20 protein-coding genes are annotated in these 19,790 nt (G+C 41.7%); 7 read left to right on the forward strand and 13 right to left on the reverse strand.

The window, feature by feature from the left end:
* Together JOD17_RS10235 and JOD17_RS10240 are read right to left on the reverse strand one after the other, a co-directional pair.
* Positions 1-270, reverse strand: coding sequence for an SDR family NAD(P)-dependent oxidoreductase (locus JOD17_RS10235; protein ID WP_204697507.1), 270 nt, complete (start codon positions 268-270; stop codon positions 1-3).
* Positions 267-656, reverse strand: coding sequence for a Rid family hydrolase (locus JOD17_RS10240; RefSeq protein WP_204697508.1), 390 nt, complete (start codon positions 654-656; stop codon positions 267-269). Before JOD17_RS10240 ends, JOD17_RS10235 begins: the two co-directional genes overlap by 4 nt.
* Before the next feature lie 154 nt (positions 657-810).
* Between JOD17_RS10240 and JOD17_RS10245 the strand changes: the two genes are divergently transcribed.
* On the forward strand, positions 811-1,218 hold the full coding sequence (locus tag JOD17_RS10245; RefSeq protein WP_204697509.1) for an RrF2 family transcriptional regulator: 408 nt from the start codon (positions 811-813) through the stop codon (positions 1,216-1,218).
* 70 nt (positions 1,219-1,288) lie between these two features.
* Positions 1,289-2,188, forward strand: a complete 900-nt coding sequence (locus JOD17_RS10250) for an NAD(P)/FAD-dependent oxidoreductase (protein WP_204697510.1) — start codon at positions 1,289-1,291, stop codon at positions 2,186-2,188.
* Here the strand turns inward: JOD17_RS10250 and JOD17_RS10255 are convergent.
* Complete coding sequence (locus tag JOD17_RS10255; protein WP_239575414.1) at positions 2,185-2,562, reverse strand: hypothetical protein; 378 nt, start codon at positions 2,560-2,562, stop codon at positions 2,185-2,187. The genes JOD17_RS10250 and JOD17_RS10255 overlap by 4 nt on opposite strands.
* Positions 2,563-2,839: 277 nt before the next feature.
* Complete coding sequence (locus tag JOD17_RS10260; protein WP_204697511.1) at positions 2,840-3,916, reverse strand: response regulator aspartate phosphatase; 1,077 nt, start codon at positions 3,914-3,916, stop codon at positions 2,840-2,842.
* Between the two features lie 237 nt (positions 3,917-4,153).
* Here JOD17_RS10260 and JOD17_RS10265 point away from each other — a divergent pair, with 237 nt between their 5' ends.
* Positions 4,154-4,525, forward strand: coding sequence for a hypothetical protein (locus tag JOD17_RS10265; RefSeq protein WP_204697512.1), 372 nt, complete (start codon positions 4,154-4,156; stop codon positions 4,523-4,525).
* Positions 4,526-4,597: 72 nt separating this feature from the next.
* On the opposite strand, the gene JOD17_RS10270 is transcribed toward JOD17_RS10265, so the two are convergent.
* Complete coding sequence (locus JOD17_RS10270; RefSeq protein ID WP_204697514.1) at positions 4,598-6,688, reverse strand: SH3 domain-containing protein; 2,091 nt, start codon at positions 6,686-6,688, stop codon at positions 4,598-4,600.
* A 273-nt stretch (positions 6,689-6,961) separates the two neighbouring features.
* On the opposite strand from JOD17_RS10270, the gene JOD17_RS10275 reads away from it, so the two are divergent.
* On the forward strand, positions 6,962-7,831 hold the full coding sequence (locus JOD17_RS10275; protein ID WP_204697516.1) for a M23 family metallopeptidase: 870 nt from the start codon (positions 6,962-6,964) through the stop codon (positions 7,829-7,831).
* Here JOD17_RS10275 and JOD17_RS10280 read toward each other — a convergent pair.
* From JOD17_RS10280 to JOD17_RS10295, 4 genes are all read right to left on the reverse strand, one after another.
* Positions 7,803-8,624, reverse strand: coding sequence for an AAC(3) family N-acetyltransferase (locus JOD17_RS10280; protein ID WP_204697518.1), 822 nt, complete (start codon positions 8,622-8,624; stop codon positions 7,803-7,805). The genes JOD17_RS10275 and JOD17_RS10280 overlap by 29 nt on opposite strands.
* Before the next feature lie 38 nt (positions 8,625-8,662).
* Complete coding sequence (locus JOD17_RS10285) at positions 8,663-9,163, reverse strand: ECF transporter S component (RefSeq protein WP_204697520.1); 501 nt, start codon at positions 9,161-9,163, stop codon at positions 8,663-8,665.
* Between the two features lie 10 nt (positions 9,164-9,173).
* Positions 9,174-9,737, reverse strand: a complete 564-nt coding sequence (locus tag JOD17_RS10290; RefSeq protein WP_204697590.1) for a TIGR00730 family Rossman fold protein — start codon at positions 9,735-9,737, stop codon at positions 9,174-9,176.
* Positions 9,738-9,814: 77 nt separating this feature from the next.
* The gene (locus tag JOD17_RS10295) at positions 9,815-10,996 is read right to left on the reverse strand and encodes a globin domain-containing protein (RefSeq protein WP_204697522.1); all 1,182 of its coding nucleotides are present in this window, start codon (positions 10,994-10,996) and stop codon (positions 9,815-9,817) included.
* 193 nt (positions 10,997-11,189) lie between these two features.
* Here JOD17_RS10295 and JOD17_RS10300 point away from each other — a divergent pair, with 193 nt between their 5' ends.
* Positions 11,190-11,519 carry a DHCW motif cupin fold protein gene (locus JOD17_RS10300; protein ID WP_169965213.1) on the forward strand — a complete coding sequence of 110 codons (330 nt, stop codon included), beginning with the start codon at positions 11,190-11,192 and terminating at the stop codon, positions 11,517-11,519.
* 222 nt (positions 11,520-11,741) lie between these two features.
* On the opposite strand, the gene JOD17_RS10305 is transcribed toward JOD17_RS10300, so the two are convergent.
* Positions 11,742-13,562, reverse strand: a complete 1,821-nt coding sequence (locus JOD17_RS10305; RefSeq protein WP_204697524.1) for a YhgE/Pip domain-containing protein — start codon at positions 13,560-13,562, stop codon at positions 11,742-11,744.
* Entirely contained in the window at positions 13,559-15,616 is a 2,058-nt protein-coding gene (locus tag JOD17_RS10310) for an efflux RND transporter permease subunit (protein ID WP_204697526.1), read from the reverse strand. Before JOD17_RS10310 ends, JOD17_RS10305 begins: the two co-directional genes overlap by 4 nt.
* A gap of 154 nt (positions 15,617-15,770) precedes the next feature.
* Between JOD17_RS10310 and JOD17_RS10315 the strand changes: the two genes are divergently transcribed.
* The gene (locus tag JOD17_RS10315) at positions 15,771-16,337 is read left to right on the forward strand and encodes a TetR/AcrR family transcriptional regulator (RefSeq protein ID WP_204697528.1); all 567 of its coding nucleotides are present in this window, start codon (positions 15,771-15,773) and stop codon (positions 16,335-16,337) included.
* Here JOD17_RS10315 and JOD17_RS10320 read toward each other — a convergent pair.
* Positions 16,329-16,949 (reverse strand): LysE/ArgO family amino acid transporter, encoded by a 621-nt coding sequence (locus JOD17_RS10320; RefSeq protein WP_204697531.1) that lies wholly within the window; start codon positions 16,947-16,949, stop codon positions 16,329-16,331. The genes JOD17_RS10315 and JOD17_RS10320 overlap by 9 nt on opposite strands.
* 103 nt (positions 16,950-17,052) lie before the next feature.
* Here JOD17_RS10320 and JOD17_RS10325 point away from each other — a divergent pair, with 103 nt between their 5' ends.
* Positions 17,053-18,447: an aminotransferase-like domain-containing protein gene (locus JOD17_RS10325; RefSeq protein WP_204697533.1), complete on the forward strand. Its 1,395-nt coding sequence runs from the start codon at positions 17,053-17,055 to the stop codon at positions 18,445-18,447.
* Here the strand turns inward: JOD17_RS10325 and JOD17_RS10330 are convergent.
* The gene (locus JOD17_RS10330; protein WP_204697535.1) at positions 18,444-19,706 is read right to left on the reverse strand and encodes a cytosine permease; all 1,263 of its coding nucleotides are present in this window, start codon (positions 19,704-19,706) and stop codon (positions 18,444-18,446) included. The two genes, JOD17_RS10325 and JOD17_RS10330, sit on opposite strands and share 4 nt — an antisense overlap.
* Between the last annotated feature and the right edge of the window lie 84 nt (positions 19,707-19,790).

Genomic DNA, 19,790 nt, shown 5'->3' on the forward strand with positions numbered 1-19,790 from the left:
TTAGGGTTCGCGTTGTGAAACAGCAATGATTACAAGATCAGCATGTGATACAACATTGGCAATGTCATCTTCACTCGTAACATCTAGTTTCATAAATTCGCAATGAAATCCTTGACTCTTCCATCGCTCAGCAACCCGTTCCCCCCGTCCTACTTTATAGTCTGTAACAATATAATTGAACGTTTCATTATACGTAGACATCACATGGTGACAAACGAGTTGACCGAGTGTTCCAGTTGCCCCAATAATAGCAATTGTCGGTTGATTCATTCGTTAGGGGCAAATGCTTCAGCGTCGATTTCCACTTTAAATTGTGGTGCCGCAAGTGCAGCAACATAGAGTAATGTCGTACACGGCAAACCATCTCCTACATAACCTTGAATCACATCGCGACGTTCTGACAATGGAAATTCACCAACAAGATAGAACGTTAACTTGGTAAGGTGAGAGCGATTCATATTCGCTTCTTGTAAATTATAATCGATGTTTTGCAAGGCCAACTTCAATTGCTCCATCGGCTGTTCTGGAACTTCTCCGTTTTGTTGCATACCGAGTTGTCCCGAAAGAATTAATCGCCGTCCAGGTTCATTCACTTCAATTTGATGGACATAAGGTGCGACCGGTTGATGAACAAGCTCTGGGTTTCTTTTCTCCACGTCACCTCCACCTTTCTAAAAAGAGGGAATTTACGAACATTTTATTTCTCTCTTAGTTTAGCATATCAGTGAAAATCTAGAAAAAGAGAATGCTTGACTCTCTTGATCAACGTTGCTATTATAGACACACATTATCTATAATAGGTGATTCGTTATGAAACTATCGAAATCTACACATTATGCACTTCACACGATGCTCCATTTAACATTAAGTCATGCCGAGGGACACACGAGTGTTTCAAAACTTGCAGGTCATCAACAAGTGTCAACGACATACTTATCCAAAATCTTAACGAAGTTAGTTAAAGCTGGATTAATCGTGTCCGTTCCTGGCGCAAACGGTGGTTACAAGTTGAAGGCAAATTGGAAAGAGACGACATTGCTTGATGTAATTCAAGCGGTAGAAGGTCTTCCGCCAATCTTTGATTACTGCGAAGACCATAACCCAAGTTGCATTATTCAACAGTCCATCCAAAAAGCTGAAAAGAATTTTCTTGAAGAATTAGGCACGATGAAGATTGCTGATCTTGCAGAGGACGCAAGAAACGTACCACATCATTAATTGTGGTGCTTTTCTTCACACCTATTATAGATATAAAGAATCCATGATAGAGATAAAAGGAGACGATACGATGAATTTTGATGTGGTTGTTATTGGTGGAGGAGCTGCAGGGTTGCAAGCAACCCTTACACTAGCCCGTTCCCGCCAACACGTTGCTTTGTTTGATAATGACACGAATCGAAATCGCGTGACTGAGGAATCTCACAATTTCATTACACAAGACGGAACTTCACCGACTGAATTTAGAGCAATCGCAAACGAAGACCTCTCTCGTTATCCGCATGTCACGAGAAAAGCAGAGACCGTTGCAACAATTGAAGAGACTGGAGAATATTTTACTGTGACAACAAAAAGTGGCGCCACACACACGAGTCGTCGCATTCTGTTAGCAACTGGAATTCAAGAACGTTTCTCTTATGAACCTATACGTAACTATTACGGTAAAAGCATATTCCATTGTCCATTTTGTGATGGCTATGAATTACGTGACGCCGCGCTTGCCATCTTTGCTTCTAATGAACAAGCCATCTTACACGTAACGAAATTGCTGTACAATTGGTCAACGGATCTTGCCATCTTTACGAATGGCGTCACGCTAGATCAAGAGTTATTACAGCCCATCTTAGACAAGAATATATCGATCTATAGCGACGCCATTAAGAACCTTCACGGAGATTCCGGGCAACTCTCAGCAGTTGAATTAGCAGATGGTTCGTTCGTTTCCCGTAACGGCGGCTTCGTTGTCCCTGATTATGTTCGTAGCAATACGTTCATTGAGCAACTTCGTTTGGAAGTTGATGATAATGAAATTTCAACGGACGGTTTTGGACGGACGAGTCATCCACGCATCTACGTCGCTGGAGAGATGGTCAAAAACGCATCATCATCCCTTCTCGTAGCAAGTACAGAAGGAGCAACGACAGCTTCCATGATCGTATTTGATCGTGCAAATGAACAATTTCATTCTTAAGTGAGGATTAGAAGGCTGAAGGTACCGATGACGAGAAAAGCAGCGATCGGTGTCATCACCCTTCTTTCTTTTGTACTTTTTGACAGCAGGTTTGCAATCGTATTGAGTATGAAAAAGATTGCGATCCCCCATAACAACGGTGTTGTAGGTAGCCAAAGAAATGAAATCCATTGTACATGGCTCAAGTACACCACAATAATTAGAAGTAGTACGACACTACTCAAAGCGCTGACGAAGCGGAGTGGCAATGGCAAAACGGTATAATATCCACCTAACGTGTACACTCCTAAAGGCTTTCCTATTGCAAGTAATAGTTGAAACATAGCCACCAATAGCAACACAACCGTCATTGTACTAACGAGTATACTTATCATTTTTGTTCATCCTCCTTTTGTATCTTAATCATAAATCCATACGTTACGTTCGTTTCAATCGTTGATTTCAATTTTATCAATACAAAAAACCCTAGGCGTTAGTGACTCCTAACGTCTAGGGTTCTAAGTGATAACTCGTATTCACAATTTAGTGATGGCTACAATTATCTTAGGCCATCGATTTTGTCGAGTACGGTGATGAGATCATATGCAGCTGCACTGTTCTCAAAGCCTGTAAAAATAAGAAGAGTAAGGAATGAAAGCACTAGAAACTTCTTCATGATATCGTCACCCCCTTTCTACGTTCCATCGTTTCCGATTGATTGGCTTTAATTAAATACTCGTATGCAATCTTATAGTCACCCTTTGCTTGATAATGCTCTGACACGTGCTCACAGATTTCTTTTATTTCAAAGTTCAAGTTATTCGTTTCAAGATGCTGAATTGCCATCTCTACAAGAGCAAGATCGTCCATCGTGTAAAGACCCCTAAGAACCATACACCTTGCAATATATTCCTCGAGTCCATGCTCACACGCTAACGTTTGAGCTTCTTCTAAGTAGTAGACACCTTCATTATTGTTATTCATCTTGAAACATACGTGAGCAAGATTCGTCATCGTCTTAATGTGAACCATACGATTTCCGTGATCTCGTAAGGCATCCAAAAAATAAGATTTCGCTTCTGGGTAATTGCGTTGACGCAACCGATTTAACCCAATGGCTCGATTTAGCAACGAGAGTTGATAAGGGTCCCTTACTTTCGGGAATATCTCTTGATAAATCTCTTCTGCCTCGTCATAAAAGTGCAACTCTGTATGAATGGCACCAATAAATGAAAGGCTATTCAACTTCCGCATTTCTAGGTTGGCTTCTTCAAATAACAGTACTGCCTTTTTTAAATACCAGAGTGCAAACGTATACTCATTCATTCGATATAACGTCTCACCTAGATTGTGAAATAATTCTGCTTTATCTTCATTTCTAATTGAAAACGCATATTCTTCTGCTTTGCGGTAATAATCTAGCGCATAACTAAAACGTGAATTAACAAACTCAAATTGTCCCTCCATAAAGTAGTGAAGGTAATTTAGCATTTGATCGGTTTTCTTTAGAGAGTCATGTTTAATCTGTTGACCAATCTTAGGATTCTTCATAAAATCTTCGGTAAGGATACTATGTCTAAAATCGACTAATCGATAGTATTTAGAAAGCTGTTCGTCATCTGCACTAATGTTACGAAGCAACATATCAACTTCTTCTTTGTATGCAAATGCTTCTTCTGTATCGTGCTTTAATATGGAGTGATACCACTGGCCTATTAAACTTTTCAATTGCTGAATGTGTTCTGCCATATGCATATCCCCAATCCATCGTCTCTATTTAAATTATAACTCTATTGAGAATATTAAACTAGTAATTTATAGTTATTTTTTGAATTAATTGAAAAAATATCAGTATAAATTCATATACTATTGCTACTGATATTAGGTTACATCCTATTTAAATGGATTTTGTTTGGTACATACTCAAAATCTTGGTATATTGGAATGACGGAATTTCTTAAGACCGATATCTTTGGAGGAACTTGTATGCAAAAGAAAGACTCTCAAAATGACGAGATTAAGCGAGAGCAAGAACAATCTAAAAAAGAGCTCTTAAAAATGATTCGGAATGAACAATACGTTCAACGTCTTAAACGAATCCGCACGCCACTATTATCGTTGATTTTTGTTGTATTCCTTACAGGAATTTTTGCCGTCCTTGGCTATGTAGATTATCTTGTCATGAATGTACTAAATCTCATCTTACTGTCACTCAGTTTATATTTGATGTTTGCATTTATGAAAACAAAACCGAAAGGAAAAATGCTTGCCTTTGGAATTGTAGCCATCGTATTCAATATCCTCGTGTTGTTAGCAACCATGCTAAGCATCTATATTAATGTTATCGGCTACCTATAAACTCTCATCTAGACGTATGGGAGTTTTTTTCAATACTAATTAAAAAACCGCACCAATTAGGCGCGGTTTTGCTTAACGATAATAATCTAAAAATCCTTGATGTAGTGCCTCACCTGCTCTTGCTGCATATCCAGGTTGTCTCATAATTGCAGCGTCACCGCTGTTTGTAAGAAAACCTAATTCAACGAGCGTTGCTGGCATTGTCGTTTGTCGTAGTACAGCAAAGTTCGCTGGAGCTACACGTCGGTAACTCATACCCGTATCGCTTACGAGGCGATCTTGCATAACATTTGCTAAGCGTACACTATCAGGGTTTGCCGAAGTATGGTAGAACGTCTCTGCTCCCCTAGCAGAAGAGTTAAATGCATTGGCGTGAACGCTAATAAAAAGATCTGCATTGGCACGGTTTGCAATGTTCGCTCGTTCTGACAAGCTAAGGAACGTATCGTTCGTACGTGTCATGATTACTTCTGCCCCACTACCTTCAAGGCGCTGAGCAAGTTCACGAGAGACTTCCAAATTCACCGTTTTTTCTACTAGTCCATTTCCTTGTGCCCCCGAATCATGAGCACCGTGACCAGCGTCAACTACGATGAGTCGACCAGCAAGAAGACCTGTATTGCCAGAGTGAAGATTCAAATGATCAAGATGAGTGTAGCCACTCTTACCGTTGTAGTTTACTTCTACCCATGGACCGCCATTAACAAATTTGATAATCTCAACGCGATCTCCTGTTGTGAGTCGATCAATGGTGTCATGGCTTGCACCTGGACCACTACGTACAGACAGTCGATGATGTGTAACGGTTGCCGTATCAATCACTTCGCCCATCTGTGTCACATTCATATAATCACTATGTGTGTAGGCTACTTGTCCTTCATAATCAATTTTAACCCACGGTCCACCGTTCATATATTCATAGATCTGAACAATATCGCCGTTTTGTAAATGACCAAGAGATTCACTAGAGCCGCTTGGTGTTGTACGGACTGCCAATCGACCATGATGGTCAACAATCCCCGTCGCAATCACGTCACCAAGCTCCCCATCAGAAGGAGGCTCTGGAGTTGGTTCAGGAGGTGTATTGTCTACGACATCGATATGGTCAATATGCGTATATGCAATCCCACCTTTAAATGTAAATGAAACCCATGGACCCCCGTTCACATAGTCGTGAATGTGAATGTCCGTACCTTCCGTAAGCGTACCAATTCGTTCAGCTGAACCGCTAGGATTCTGGCGAACCGCTAACGCACGATGAGTGACTGTTCCCTCGTCAACGACAGGTAAGTCAGCTGATGCCGGTTCGATCTCTACAAAGTAATCACTATGTGTATACGCAATGTTTCCATCATAACGAATACTAACCCACGGGCCACCGTTCACTGTTTCAATAATTTCGAGCGCATCACCCTCAGTGGCGCCACCAACACGAGCGCTTGAACCACTTGCTCGCTCACGGATTGCCAAGTTGTGGTGAGTGACAATCCCAATCGCAGAAACTGAGGCGTTACTTGCCGATTTTGTTTCGACGGTCTCTTCTTGAGAAGGTTCAGTTTCTTCCTGCTCTTCTTCCTCTTCTTGAGTTGCTTCCGTTAAGTAATCCGTATGCGTATACGCAAATTGTTCCTCATACTTAATGAGAACCCAAGGAGCATGATCAAGGTTGTAGATGTCAACTTCGTCGCCATCATGCAATGTCCCTAATCGTTCAGACGTGCCTGATGCTTCAGCACGTACCGCTAAAGAATGGTGATTTACAACGAGTGTCTCAATAACTTCTAGTTTTTCATTTGCTGCGTCGTCTACTGCTTCTTCATTTGCTTCGTCTATTAGTGAAATATAAGAGTTATGTACAAACCCTGTTTCTTCGTCATAAGTAATTTCATACCATTCATCTTCGTGTTCATTGACTACAGTTACGCTATGACCTTCTTCAAGCTGACCGATTGCATCATATGTCGTATCAGGGCCTGTTCGAACATTCAAATTGCCCGAAGATTCCACGATTCCCTCGCGCTCCTCTTCAGCAGCTTGCACATTCTGATCTACGATCCCGACGCTCAATACCATCGCAAATGCTGCGATTGCGGGCTTGATTATGGTTTTGCGTAAACCTTGGTTAACGATGAACTTGTCTTTGTTGCGGATAACGATCGTCACTCCTTCCTGCTAGATTGTGTGAAATTTCAGCAAAAAAATGTACTTAGCTAAAATTTCCCATGAAAAAAAGCACATAAATGATGTACTCTCTGTCCTGAAATTAACATATTTACTATAAAATGCAAATCCATGTCATCGTTTTGTAATAATATTGAAAAATATGTATAAATCGATCGATTTGAGAACAACTCTGTCAACGAACCGCGAAAATTGACGAAAAACAATCCTACGATCATAATCTAGACTAATAAAGATGAATGGAGATGAGCATGAATGACCCCTGATTTTTTTCGTGACTGTCTTCAAAAAGGAGACTATGAGCAACTCTATCAAAAAACGAGTAACCGTTTTAAAAAGAAAGTGTCAAATCAAGAATTCCATACGATCTTATCTACGTTTTTCGAAAAACAACCGACGCTTACACTACAATCGCGTTTCATTCATGATCAAGAAACGGAGTATTCTTGGATCGATGAATCAAAAACTCGAGGTGTCGTCGCATTATTCCAAGATGAAGGTACAATCTCAGGCATGTACGTCCTTCCCTTAACGAATAAAGTCGAACCTAATCACGCTTGGACAAAAAACAACTATTACCTTCCTTTTACTGACAAATGGTTTACCTATTGGGGTGGAGATAATGAACTCGTCAATTATCACTACACTTCCCCACATCAACGTCACGCCTATGACTTTATCAAACACAATGGTCGCAAGTCGCACGATGGACCTGCAACTAAAAACCGCTCCTATCTTGCATTTGGAAAGCCGGTGATCGCTTCTGCACCTGGGCGCGTCGTTGAGGCGATTACTCACGTTCCTGATAATAAACCTGTCGGTAAGATGAATGAGAAGCAACCCTTAGGTAATTACGTTGTGATTGAGCATGAGCATGGCGAATATAGTTTCACTGCCCATTTGCAACAATTTTCTGTTCTCGTGCGCGTTGGCGAATCTGTTAAAGCAGGTCAAAAAATCGGAAATTGTGGTAATTCAGGGAATTCAAGTGAGGCACATATTCACTTTCAAGTGAGTGATGGACCAGACTTTCAATCAAGCACCTCATTACGCATTCAGTTTCAAACTGCCATTGCGCCGATTCGCGGTCAATTTATTAATTCTGATCAGAACCCTCGAACCTAGCTAATTCTATGGCTGTAAAGTCAACGATTGCTCGTTGCGAAAAAAGCTTAGAAGCGGCGTCACCAACGTTTCCAGTATGTACAACATGTGTCTCTTCGAATTTCACACCGATCTCTGAGAATCGTTCCTCATCATAATCAAGCTCTTGAAAGTCTTTCCAGACTTTTTGACCGTCTTCCATCATTGGACTCATTCGTTCAATGATTCTTTGTTGTGTGTCTGCTCGGTGCTCTCCTAAATGCATCGATGTGTTCGTTCCATAGTCCGTCCCAATCATCAGCACAAATCCGTCTTGATCATAAATGTAAGACAAAGGTGATACCTCACCTAAACCGTGATTCAAAGCGTGGTGTTTAATGACCTCTGCGCTGTTCTTGCCCCACACTGAAAAGGAATGCATCGGATGATGGCTTCGCACTACGTGTGGTGATGTTCGAAACGCCTCCGGAATTGCACCCATCATAAACGTAGGTGTACGTAAAGGATCGAACGCTGGCATTTCGATCATCACTTCTTCAATCCACTCTTTTGGAATAGAAGGATTTTGCCAATCACGAGGATCTGATACGTCAGCACTATGAGCTGGCATAATCAACGTGCCTTCTTCTGTGAGCACTTCTTGCAACGCTGCTACAACTGTAACTGCGCCCCCAACGACCCATCCAATTGATTTTAGAGATGAATGGACGATGATTGTCATCCCACTCGACACACCGAGTGATCGTAAATCACGAACGAGTGATGTTTTCGTTTGTGGCATCTTACTTTGTTTCATAACGTCAAATTGCCCCATAATTTTCCTCTCCTCTAGGAAATTCTATCATACATGCACTAGTCATAATTCTGTTTTTTATAATCTAATAATAGCTTTTTTAAGAAAGGATATAGCAATAAGATAAACGCTACATTTCCGATGGCGTGATACGTATCAAAAGGCAACCCTGCAAGGTAGTACGCCCAAAAATAGTCGGTCACGACCAAGATATTCAATGAGACGATTAGGCCGTACAAATAACCGAACAACGCGCCAAAAATTGCAATCACAATGATTTTCATATTCGGAAAGGCTTTTCCTAACAAGCCACTTACAATCCCAATGAACGCCCACGCTAGTATTTGGAACACCGTCCAAATGCCTGTCCCTAAAAAAAGATTCGTTAAGATCGCGCTTCCAGTTGCCAAAATAATGCCAAACACTGGCCCCATAAAAAATGAACTAATAATAATGATGGCACTGACAGGTTGAACGTTTGGAATGTAAACAAAAACGAGGCGGCCGACAACACACAAAGCCATAAGTACAGCAAGTAACGTAATCTTCTTCGTTTTCATCGTTTACTTCTTACCATTTTGAAACGTGACCACCTTTATAACGATCCATCTTATAAAGCAGTTCCTCAGCATCGGAAGAAACGAGAATCATCTCTTTGTATTCTTGTCTCATAAACTCTTGCTCTACTGTATGATCAATCATCTCTAGCAACGGATCATAAAAATGGTTAACATTCAAGAGACCGAAAGGCTTCTCATGGTAGCCGATTTGCGCCCATGTAAACACTTCAAACCACTCTTCAAGTGTTCCTGCTCCTCCTGGCAACGCAACAAATCCGTCAGATAACGCCGCCATCTTTGCTTTACGTTCGTGCATCGTCTCTACGACATGTAGTTCATCTAATCCACGATGAGCAATTTCTACAGATATTAACTTTTCAGGGATCACGCCAATTGCCTTTCCACCACAGGCTTTCACTTCATTAGCAATGGCCCCCATACATCCTACTTGTGCGCCACCATAAATGAGCGTTTTATGTTGAGATGCTAGCACGTAGCCGAAATTTCTGGCTGCCTCGGCGTAGACATCCGTTTTGCCATTACTTGAACCACAGAATACCGCTAACGACTGGATCATTGTTAAATTCCCCCTCTTCAATCACTTCATTTAGTGTAATAGAAAAGACACAGAATGTCTTCTGTGTCTCATAGTTAAAGTGACATCGCTTGTGGGCGAAACCCTTCATAATAACGTTGGTCTTTAGGGATGCCGATTTCTTCCAAAGCTTGCGAGATCGCACGTAAAAATGGTGTTGATCCGCAGACGTACACATCGCTGTTTAGGTTTTGAACAATACTCGTAAGCCTACTAGCATCAATCATTCCTTCGTTCACAAACGGTTCGGCATCTTGAACAGACGTTTCGGTGTAGAAGATGTGCCTGGTTGCCTGACCTGACTTGGAAAGGATCGCATCTACTTCCTCTTTTAGAATATGAGTATCATGACTCTTCGTCACATGAATCCACGTGACCGCTTGATCCTTATCAATTTGTGATTGAAGCATACTAATTAGCGGCGTTACTCCAATCCCTTCGCTTATAAACACAGCCGGTCTTTGTGAGTCCACCACCGTAAATGCGCCAGCTGGCGCTGCTAACTTCAATTCACTTCCAATAACGATATTGTTATGGATCTGAGAAGATACGACACCTGGTTCGTGTTGAATTGTTAGTCGAAATTCATTTCCATCAGAAATTTTAGATAGACTGTAATGGCGTTTATGAACATATGACTGTTCACCAAAATCCATTTCAAGTGTCACATATTGACCAGGTAAAAATGGCGGAAGCGGTTCGTGATCCACTGGCTTCATATAAAGAGAGATCACTTCAGCTGTCTCTTGAACTCGATTGGTTACGTAAAATGTACGATTCCCTGTCCAACCACCTCTAACATTTGCAACTTGTTCATACGATTGTCGCTCAACTTCGATGAATTGGGCGGAAATGACCGCATAGGCTTTCCCCCAGCTCTCGAGTACGTCGTCTGTCACATTCGTACCGAGTACATCACGAACCGTTTGCAAAAGAATAGTACCGACAACTTCATAATGTTCAGGTTGCACACCTAGCGCTCGGTGCTTCTCTGCGACGTGTGTAATCATTGGTCCTAGTGATTCTAATTCATCGATGTGAATACCTGCTTTGTACACACTATCCACAAGTGCTCTTTGTTGAATGCCTCGTTTTTGATTCGCTTCATTAAAAAGGTTATGCAGTTCTGGATGTTGTTCAAACAGCGTTTCATAGAAACGCTCACCAATTTCTCTTCCATACTCTTTAAATACAAAAGCCGTTTCTTTTACATTCTTGATGTCTCGTTCTTGAAGCATACGTGCCCCCTTTTTCATCACCAACTCAACCATAGCGTACGCATTCACACAACACAATTCGACACCGATGAAAGTAGAGGAATACCTCAGTTTGAACTAGGAATGAATGCCTATCTAGCATCTATATTTGGACAATGGCGCGAGTTCAACTTATACTTGTATTATTAACAAAAAATTCAGACGGGGTGACGCAATGATTATTCAAGAAATTCCCTTCGATGTCGTAGACTGGGATTCGATTACCGAAGAGACCATTCAAGGTACAGAAGGACACGGCACACGAAAAGCCGTTCAATTGAACAAAATTACCTTAGCCAAAGTTACTTATTCTAAAGGCTACATTGCTGACCATTGGTGTGAAAAAGGTCACATCATACACGTTCTTGAAGGAACTTATATTATGGAAACAAAAGACGGCGAACGCCGAGAAGTAGAAGCTGGTCAGACGCTTCATGTGAGTGATGAACAGAACTCTCATCGTTCAGTAACTGACACCGGTGTCTCACTATTTATTATTGAGTAATAATAAAAGCCCATTCTCATGGGCTTTTATTACATCTTTTTAAGAATGAATTTGTTCACTAAACGGTTGACGACCGCGATGACAACCGTTGTGACGACTGAGGCAAAAATTCTACGAAACATATGAATCATTCCTTTCATTAGTTCTATTCCCGTTCTTGCATCTTGTCATTCATTATTCTTTTATTTACAAGTCAAAAAGACGAATTCAAAGAATTCGTCCTTACAATCCGAACAATTGTAAAAAGCGTTGCCACATGCTCGGCTCTTCTTCAATATCCTCTTCTTGTTCATCATCAGGCATGTGTAAACTCTCTGTATGAACAACAAATTGAACGCTATTGATGTACTCATTGTTCTGCTCTGAACTAAAAGAAATGGCCTCGTAATCCGATTTATCATATTGAGAGATCATCTCATCGATTTCTTCTTGCATTTGCTCAGGAATTTCTTCAGTCGCATTCGTTAACTCTGTCATGCCGTTTGATAAGCTTTCCGTACCTGCTGCAAGTTCATTGGCACCCGAAGAAGATTCGGCTATTCCGCTGTCCACCTCACCATACGCACTCGATAATTGTTCAACACCACTCGTATAATCACGAAGCCCTTCGTGGAACATTCCATACTGATTTGCCAATTGATCAATCCCGCCAGTTAGCGATTGTAGCCCGTCTCCTACATCGATGTTTCCAAGCTCACTTGAAGCAGCCTTTGCGAATTGTCGCAGTCCTGACTCCACGTCTTCAACAGATCCTTCAAGTTCTTGAAGCGCTTGTGAGGTCGAAGAAAGTCCAGCTTCAATTTCCGCATAAGTTCCCTTTACACGTTGGGCACCTTCGTAGAATTGAACCAATTGCCCAAGTGCTTGTGAATCAGGATTCTCTTGCATTAATTGACCAAGCTCCTCTTCTAGAATTGCCTCGTCTGGAATCGACTGAACTGCGGCGTTAAGTGCATCATTCATGCCATCATAACCCGTACGTACAGTTGAAAGCGCCCCATTAATTTCTGACAATCCGTCAGCTAGTTCTTCTAACGCTCCGAACATATTCCCATCAATATCGATTTCTAGATCTGATTGTCCCGAGAGTCCGTTTTGAAGAGCTTGAAGCCCTTCGTTAATTTCTGAAGACGCCGTTCGTAACTCTGAGCCAGCATTTGCTGTTTCTTGAATTCCCGAAGCGTACTCACTTGAACCCGATTCCAGTTGATGTAATCCGTCAGTAAATTCGACTAGACCAGCATGCACATCACCGAGTCCGTCGTTCAACTGCACTAATGCACCCGTTAACGATTCGAACTCACCGGTTAGCTCCTCTGTATCAGGCGGATCAATGGCAACAGACGAAGGCATACCACTCATTTGAATGCCTTCTAATTCAAATTGTGACGTTGATGCTTGAACCGTGACTGTTTCTTCTGTTTCAGGCATTACGGTAAACACCACTTGTTTATCTTGCCCTGCGTTAGCAATGGTCGCCCCTTCTGCTTGAATGTCGCTAAACTGGGCATTGGAAAACGGGACGGTAATTTGCATCATATAGTTTTCAAAGAACTCAGGTTCTACATCTTTATTTTGTTTTACATCGATTTGTATTTCGACGTCTCCACTCTCACCAATGAGCGATTGACCGTCAATGGGTTGACCGTTCAATGAATAGCTAATCTCAAACTCCCAAGGTAACGCAACGTCTTGCTTTAAATTGCCTTGATAATAAAACGTCTCTTCTGTTGCTTCAATCTGGATCGTTTCGTTTGCAGATTGTTGAATCGCACTCGTATCCGTTAAGTTAATTACTTCATCATACGCCCCATAATCTGTTACCTTACCCTGTGATTCTAGATGTAAGGCATTTACGATATAAAGTTCTTCTGCCACACCGTCTGCTCGAAGGTTCGCATAGACAACTTCATCTTTTTGCTCAATAACACCTTCGCTAGAAACCGTTGACGTAACACCTTCGTCAATACTACTTGCTGACATAATGATAGCTGGATGCATAACAAGCACTGTTGCAAGTGACGCTGCTAGCATTCGTTTCATTCTTTTTCCCCCTTATAAAAGTTCGCTCGGTACGTTGTCTTTTTTATAAAGCGATCACTTAACAATGTGATCGCTGGCAAGAAGAAAATCACGAGTAAAAAGGCAATGGCAGCCCCGCGTCCGAGTAATAAGCCAATTGAAGCAACCGTTGGATTTGAGGAAACAAACCACAGAACAAAACCAACACTTGATAAAATCCCTGCTGAAATGGTGACTGGAAACACTTTTTCATCTAATGACTTCTTCATCGCTGGCACTTTCGGCATTGTCGTTCGATGATGTTTGTACGTCTCCATAATTAAGATCGCATAGTCAATCGTTACCGCAAGTTGAACCGTACTTACAATCAAATATCCGATAAATACGAGCGAATCGTTCGTAAAATACGGAATCGATAAATTGATCCATACCGATGCTTGAATCGTTACGAGAAGTACGATCGGGATTGAAAAAGATCGAAAGGCGATCATTAAAATTATTGCGATCGTCGCCACTGTCATCGTCATTACAATCGTGTTGTCGTCGGTGACAACATCTCTCATGTCGTAGAGCGCGACACTTTCCCCAAGCGTATACACATTGTCACCGTAGTAGGCAGTAGCAAGTTCTCTCGTTTGTTCAACGAGCTCAAATGCCGCTTCCCCTTCGACGCCTGCATTGGTGAACACCATGATCCGACTGTAATTATCCGAGAAGAAATCACTTGTCACCTGTTCACTAAGAAATTCAGACGGGATTAAGCTTCCAACGGCGGTTGCATACGACATGACGGAATCCACATGGGGCAACTGTTCCAATGACTTGGCAAGGGCTTCTTCTTTTGCAATATCATCGTTTGGTACGAGCACAACCATCGGTGTCGACTCTCCAAACGTTTCTTCAATCTGTTTTGCATCGGCACCTGCACGAGTATCAAGTGGCAGTTCGCCTAATCCATACGTAAACGATGTACTGCTTTGTGCAAGGAAGCTCGGTACGATTAACGCTAAAACGAGAATGAGAGCAGGAATTCTAAGCTTCAGAATTTTAGCGCCGATTCCTTCAAAGCTCGGCACGAAGTTGCGATGCTCAGTCTTCTTCATCCACCGGTAACCGATTAACGTTAATGCCGGTAAGAACACAATGACTGCTAGGTAGCTAAAGGCAATTCCTTTTACTAGATTAAAGCCAAGGTCTGAACCAATTTCAAAGTCCATCAGCATTAACGTCATAAACCCGAAAAACGTCGTTAGTGCGCTCATCGTAATGACCGGAAACGATGATTTCATCGCTTTTGACATCGCGGTTTCTGGCTTATGACCTCGTCTTAGTTCGTCAGAGAAATTGTGAAGTAAAAAGATTGCATAATCTAGAGACACCGCTAGTTGCAAAATCGGTGCTACGGACTGGGTTACGTACGAGATTTCGCCGATAAAAATGTTCGTACCAAGATTCATTAAGACTGAGACACCAATCGCAGTTAAGAAAAAGACAGGCTCGATCCATGACTTCGTCGACACAATAAGAAACAACAATATAATTGGGATTAGAAATGACGCAGCAAACACCGTTTCAGTCGTTGCCATCGTTTGAGATGTTGCGGTGTTCGCCGCCTCACCTGACACGGCGTTTTCCTCTCCAATCACCTCATAAATCTCTTCGATTGCATCGACTTCATAACCAAGCTCAATCGTTAGTGAGTAAAGCGCATCGTGATCTTTATAATACGTCTCCACAATACTGTCATCGATAAATTCAAGGGGGATGACAACGTCTAAAACGTCATCTAACCACATGACGTCGGTAACCCCTTCAATGGTATGTAAACGTTCATTGTAGTGAAGCGCTTCTTGTAACGTTACATCTTGCACGAGTACGTTCGTATTAGGGATTGAGGCCGTGAATTCATCTTCCATTACTTCTTGGCTCTTCGTTGATGGCGCTTCGTCTGGCATGTAATCTGCCATATTGTAATTGACCGACACAAAAAATTGTGCGATTACTGACAATACAGTTAGAATCGCAAACACAATTACGATCGCCCGACGATGTTGTATAATCTTCTCGTTAAACATCCCATCCACCTTACTTTTGTTGACGTTACAAAAAATATCTTTATCATTATATAAACACAGTGTTGGGAAAACAACACACAGTTGCTTAACATTTGTTAGTTTTCCAACAATTAATGCTATATTGTTGGTTAACTCTTGAATAAGGGGATGGAAAATGGATCGACGAAAGAAATATACGCAATCGACGCTAAAGGAATGTTTAGTTGATTTACTCAAACAAAAACCGATTACATCGATTACTGTCAAAGAACTTTGTGAAGCAGCGGATGTGAATCGGTCGACGTTTTATAGCCATTATGACAACCACTTCGACTTACTTGAGAAGATCGGTGAAGATGTAATCTTTGATATGGAGCAGGCACTTGCGGAGTTTAATTTCGGAACTGAGCGGGAGTCACTTCAAATGACAGAACGTGCACTACAGTACATTGCAGAGAAGTACGATGTATGCGAAGTGCTACTGAGCTCACATGGAGATATGAACTTTAAAAAACGCGTCATGGATTTACTATTGCCCGTGATTTTAAAGAAATTCAATGCAGAACTTCACCTAAAAGGGAAACTATCTGAGTACATCCCTTTGCTTGTTATTAGCGGAAGTATCGCTGTCATTGAACGCTGGCTTGAGAACGGCAGACAAGAAACACCCGAACAAATCGCCGCCCTCATCCACCAATTCACGAACCACGGCCTCGTCGGGGACAGTCCCCCGTTACGATAGTGCACGAAAGCCATTAACGAGCAAGTAAATTGCTACACCCCAAATGAACAGTGCAGACAGCTTATGAATGATATGTAATGCATTCCCGCTTCGATCGAGTCGTCTTAGCAACCGTCCGGCAACAGCTAAGGCAAAAAATGCAACCCAAGAGACGAGTACGCAAGAAAACCAAAATGCCCATCGCTCAGATGATAATTCATAAACAACCGCATTCGTTCCAATCACACCTACCGTGTCCATAATGGCGTGAGGATTTAATAACGATACTGAAATGGCAAAGGTGATTTGTTTACGCTTGGATAACGCCTTCACTTCTTGATCTTTCACACGTGGAGTACGCCAGATCGATCTTCCAATTAGAAGTAGAAAGACAAACCCTACGAGATACAATAATCCTTGTAAAATCGGAATAGCCATAATCATCACAGATATTCCTATGATCGCTAGACTAATTAAAATCAAGTCACAAATCCCAGCGGTTACAACGACAGGTATGGCTTGTTTAAATCGAGGTTGATTTGCACCTTGGCTAAATATAAATAAATTTTGTGGACCCATTGGCAAGATCAATCCAATTGATAATATAAGTCCGTGCAGAAACGCTTGTAGCAACTCATGCCACCCCCTTTTGACTTAACAGTAACTTGTTCCTACCATGAACTGTAGGACCAATTCCAAGTGTATTTAGCCAACCAATTCTTTTGAGGAGATAACGATGAGCGAGAAGATATCAAAACATTCAAGTAAAACTCTTGTTGAACAATTGATGGCTTGGATTCTAAGAAAAATAGATCAGAATGAATGGCCAGCAGGTACAAAACTGCCCTCACAACGGGCACTCGCAGAATTGCTTCATGTTAACCGATCGACCGTAGTCGAAGCTCTTGATGAATTGAAAGCTGAAGACGTATTAGAAAGTCGTCAAGGAAGTGGTGTTTTTGTTAAGCAACCGTTTTCAACCATTTATCACAATCGACCAGTGGATTGGCGTGGTCGCATGACAAATTCACATGTAGAAGCCAATGTACATACGATTCAACTCATTAACGAGTATGAAACAAAGAAACATGTCATCCGTCTTGGAACAGGGGAATTGTCACCTGAACTAATTCCCACAGCACAATTACAACGACTGATGCATACCTCTTACTTAACAAACATTGACTTGGGCTATTCAGAACCAAAAGGAAATGAAGCATTGCGTGAAGCAATCGTTCAGAGATTAAAAAAGCGTGGGATTGAAACGTCTAAAGACGGGATTTTAATTGTTTCTGGAGCGCTGCAAGCATTACAGCTCATTTCATTAGGATTGTTAGAGCAAGGCTCTCATCTTTATTTTGATGCCCCTTCTTACATTCCTTCAATTCCGTCGTTGCAGGCGACACCTTTAGAAACCCCTATAAATCGGTTAAAGAAAGGGATTTTATACACAGTTCCAACGTTAAATAATCCTACTGGGCAAACGATGAATGAACATGAACGCATACAACTTCTTCAAGATGCAAGCAAACGAGGAATTCCGATCATTGAAGACGATGTGTATCATGACCTTTCATTTGAATCGTCTCCAAAAGCATTAAAATCCATGGACACTACTGGCCAAGTTATCTATATAAGTAGTGTTTCAAAGACTGTAAGCCCAGGATTACGCATCGGCTGGGTAGTTGCACCAACACCAGTTATCGAGCGTCTCGCTGATGTGAAGATGCAGCTTGATTATGGTAGTAACGCACTTTCACAACACATCGTAACAAGGCTGCTTTCATCGGATGACTATGACGATCATATTCAACAACTACGCAGAGAGCTTAAAAAGCGAGCCGATTACACAGAACATGTATTGATGACCTACTTATCCCACATTGCACATTGGCAAAGTCCAAAAGGAGGATTCTACATCTGGGTAACATTTAAAGAGCCAATCGTGACCAAATCGCTCTTTCTTCGATTGCTCAAACGTAACGTCTTAATCAACCCTGGTTATGTGTACAATCCTCGAGACCTCTATAGTCTACGAATTTCATTCGCTTACTGTACTAACGAGCAACTACGAGCAGGGCTTCAAATACTTGCGGAGGAAGTCTCCGGGGACAGTCCCCCACTGCGTTAAAGCGCCGGGGGACTGTCCCCGTCTGGAATTGCTTTTGTTAACGTTACCTTAGAATATAATGCGTAAATGAAGAACGCAGAAACGATCCCTACAACCGCATTTGGTATAAATGGATAAAACTGAAGTGAAAGAAATGACAATACTGCTCCTGCACCTGCAGAACTTAATGCTGCGACATTAACTCCCGAACGCATTGGATCGTATGAAGCTGTTACTCGAGCATTTAGATAATACTCTGCAATAATAACAGCACCAATCGGCGGTACGATGATTCCTAATAAATCCATCCATGCTTGTAAATTAGATATAACACCCGTAGCAGCAACAAACGCCCCGAGCACTCCACCGAAAACCACAGCATGCTTCCATTTTATTTTGCTACTCAAATTCGCATAACCCATTGTTGCATTATACAGACAACTATCCGACGTCGACCAGTTACTCAGACAAACTGCAATTACAACTGGAACTCCACCAAGTATCGCTGTCATACCGAAATACGTATCAATTCCAGGGGCTGCCGAACTTGCGAGCGCTCCTAAAGATAAAGCACCACAATTTCCTAAGAAAAACGCAATGCATGTAACTATAATTGCATGTCGACTATTTTTGGCATAACGAACTATATCACCTGTCATCGTACCACTAACAATAAACAACCCTAGCGCTATACTCATCCCAACACTAAATGGTTGTTCTACTGCTGGTGTACTCGTCCAAGCATCCGCTCCGGCAGGTACAACAATGACAAAAATTAAGTAAAGCGCAAGCAATGCGATTGCCGGTAAAGCTAAATAACGCAGATACAACATAAGTCGATAAGACAAGGCTGATAATAAGAATAACAATCCAAATAAAAGCCCCCATATAAAAGTATTGCCATTCCAAAGCACTCCAATAAGATCTGCCATTAACCAAGGTTGATATGCAAACCAGCCGTTTACGATGAGCGCCATAATTAATATTGGAATCCATGCCCCTTTAACCCCGAAAGTTGCTTTTACCATCATAGGAAAAGAAAAACCTGTCCGGGCTGCAATAACTGCAATAAAACTTGAAAAAATGACTAGCACAATGCTTCCTGCAAGAATAGCAAAAAGTGCATTCGGCATCCCTAGGGCTTGTTCAATTTCTCCTCCAACCCAAAAACTCATGAAACTTACAGCAAAGCCAAGCCATATGAGTGACGGTTTGTACAGCGGTTCACGTTGGTCTTTCGGAACTGCTTGATCATGTCTTTCTTCTACTTTTGCAGCCATTGTAGCCTCCTATTTTGTGATCACAAAATTTATGAGACTGACTATAGCACCTTCATTAATTCTTCTGTTTAATTGTGTAAGTTT

This window comes from Geomicrobium sediminis, assembly GCF_016908595.1.
Taxonomy (GTDB): Bacteria; Bacillota; Bacilli; order Bacillales; family Marinococcaceae; genus Geomicrobium_A; species Geomicrobium_A sediminis.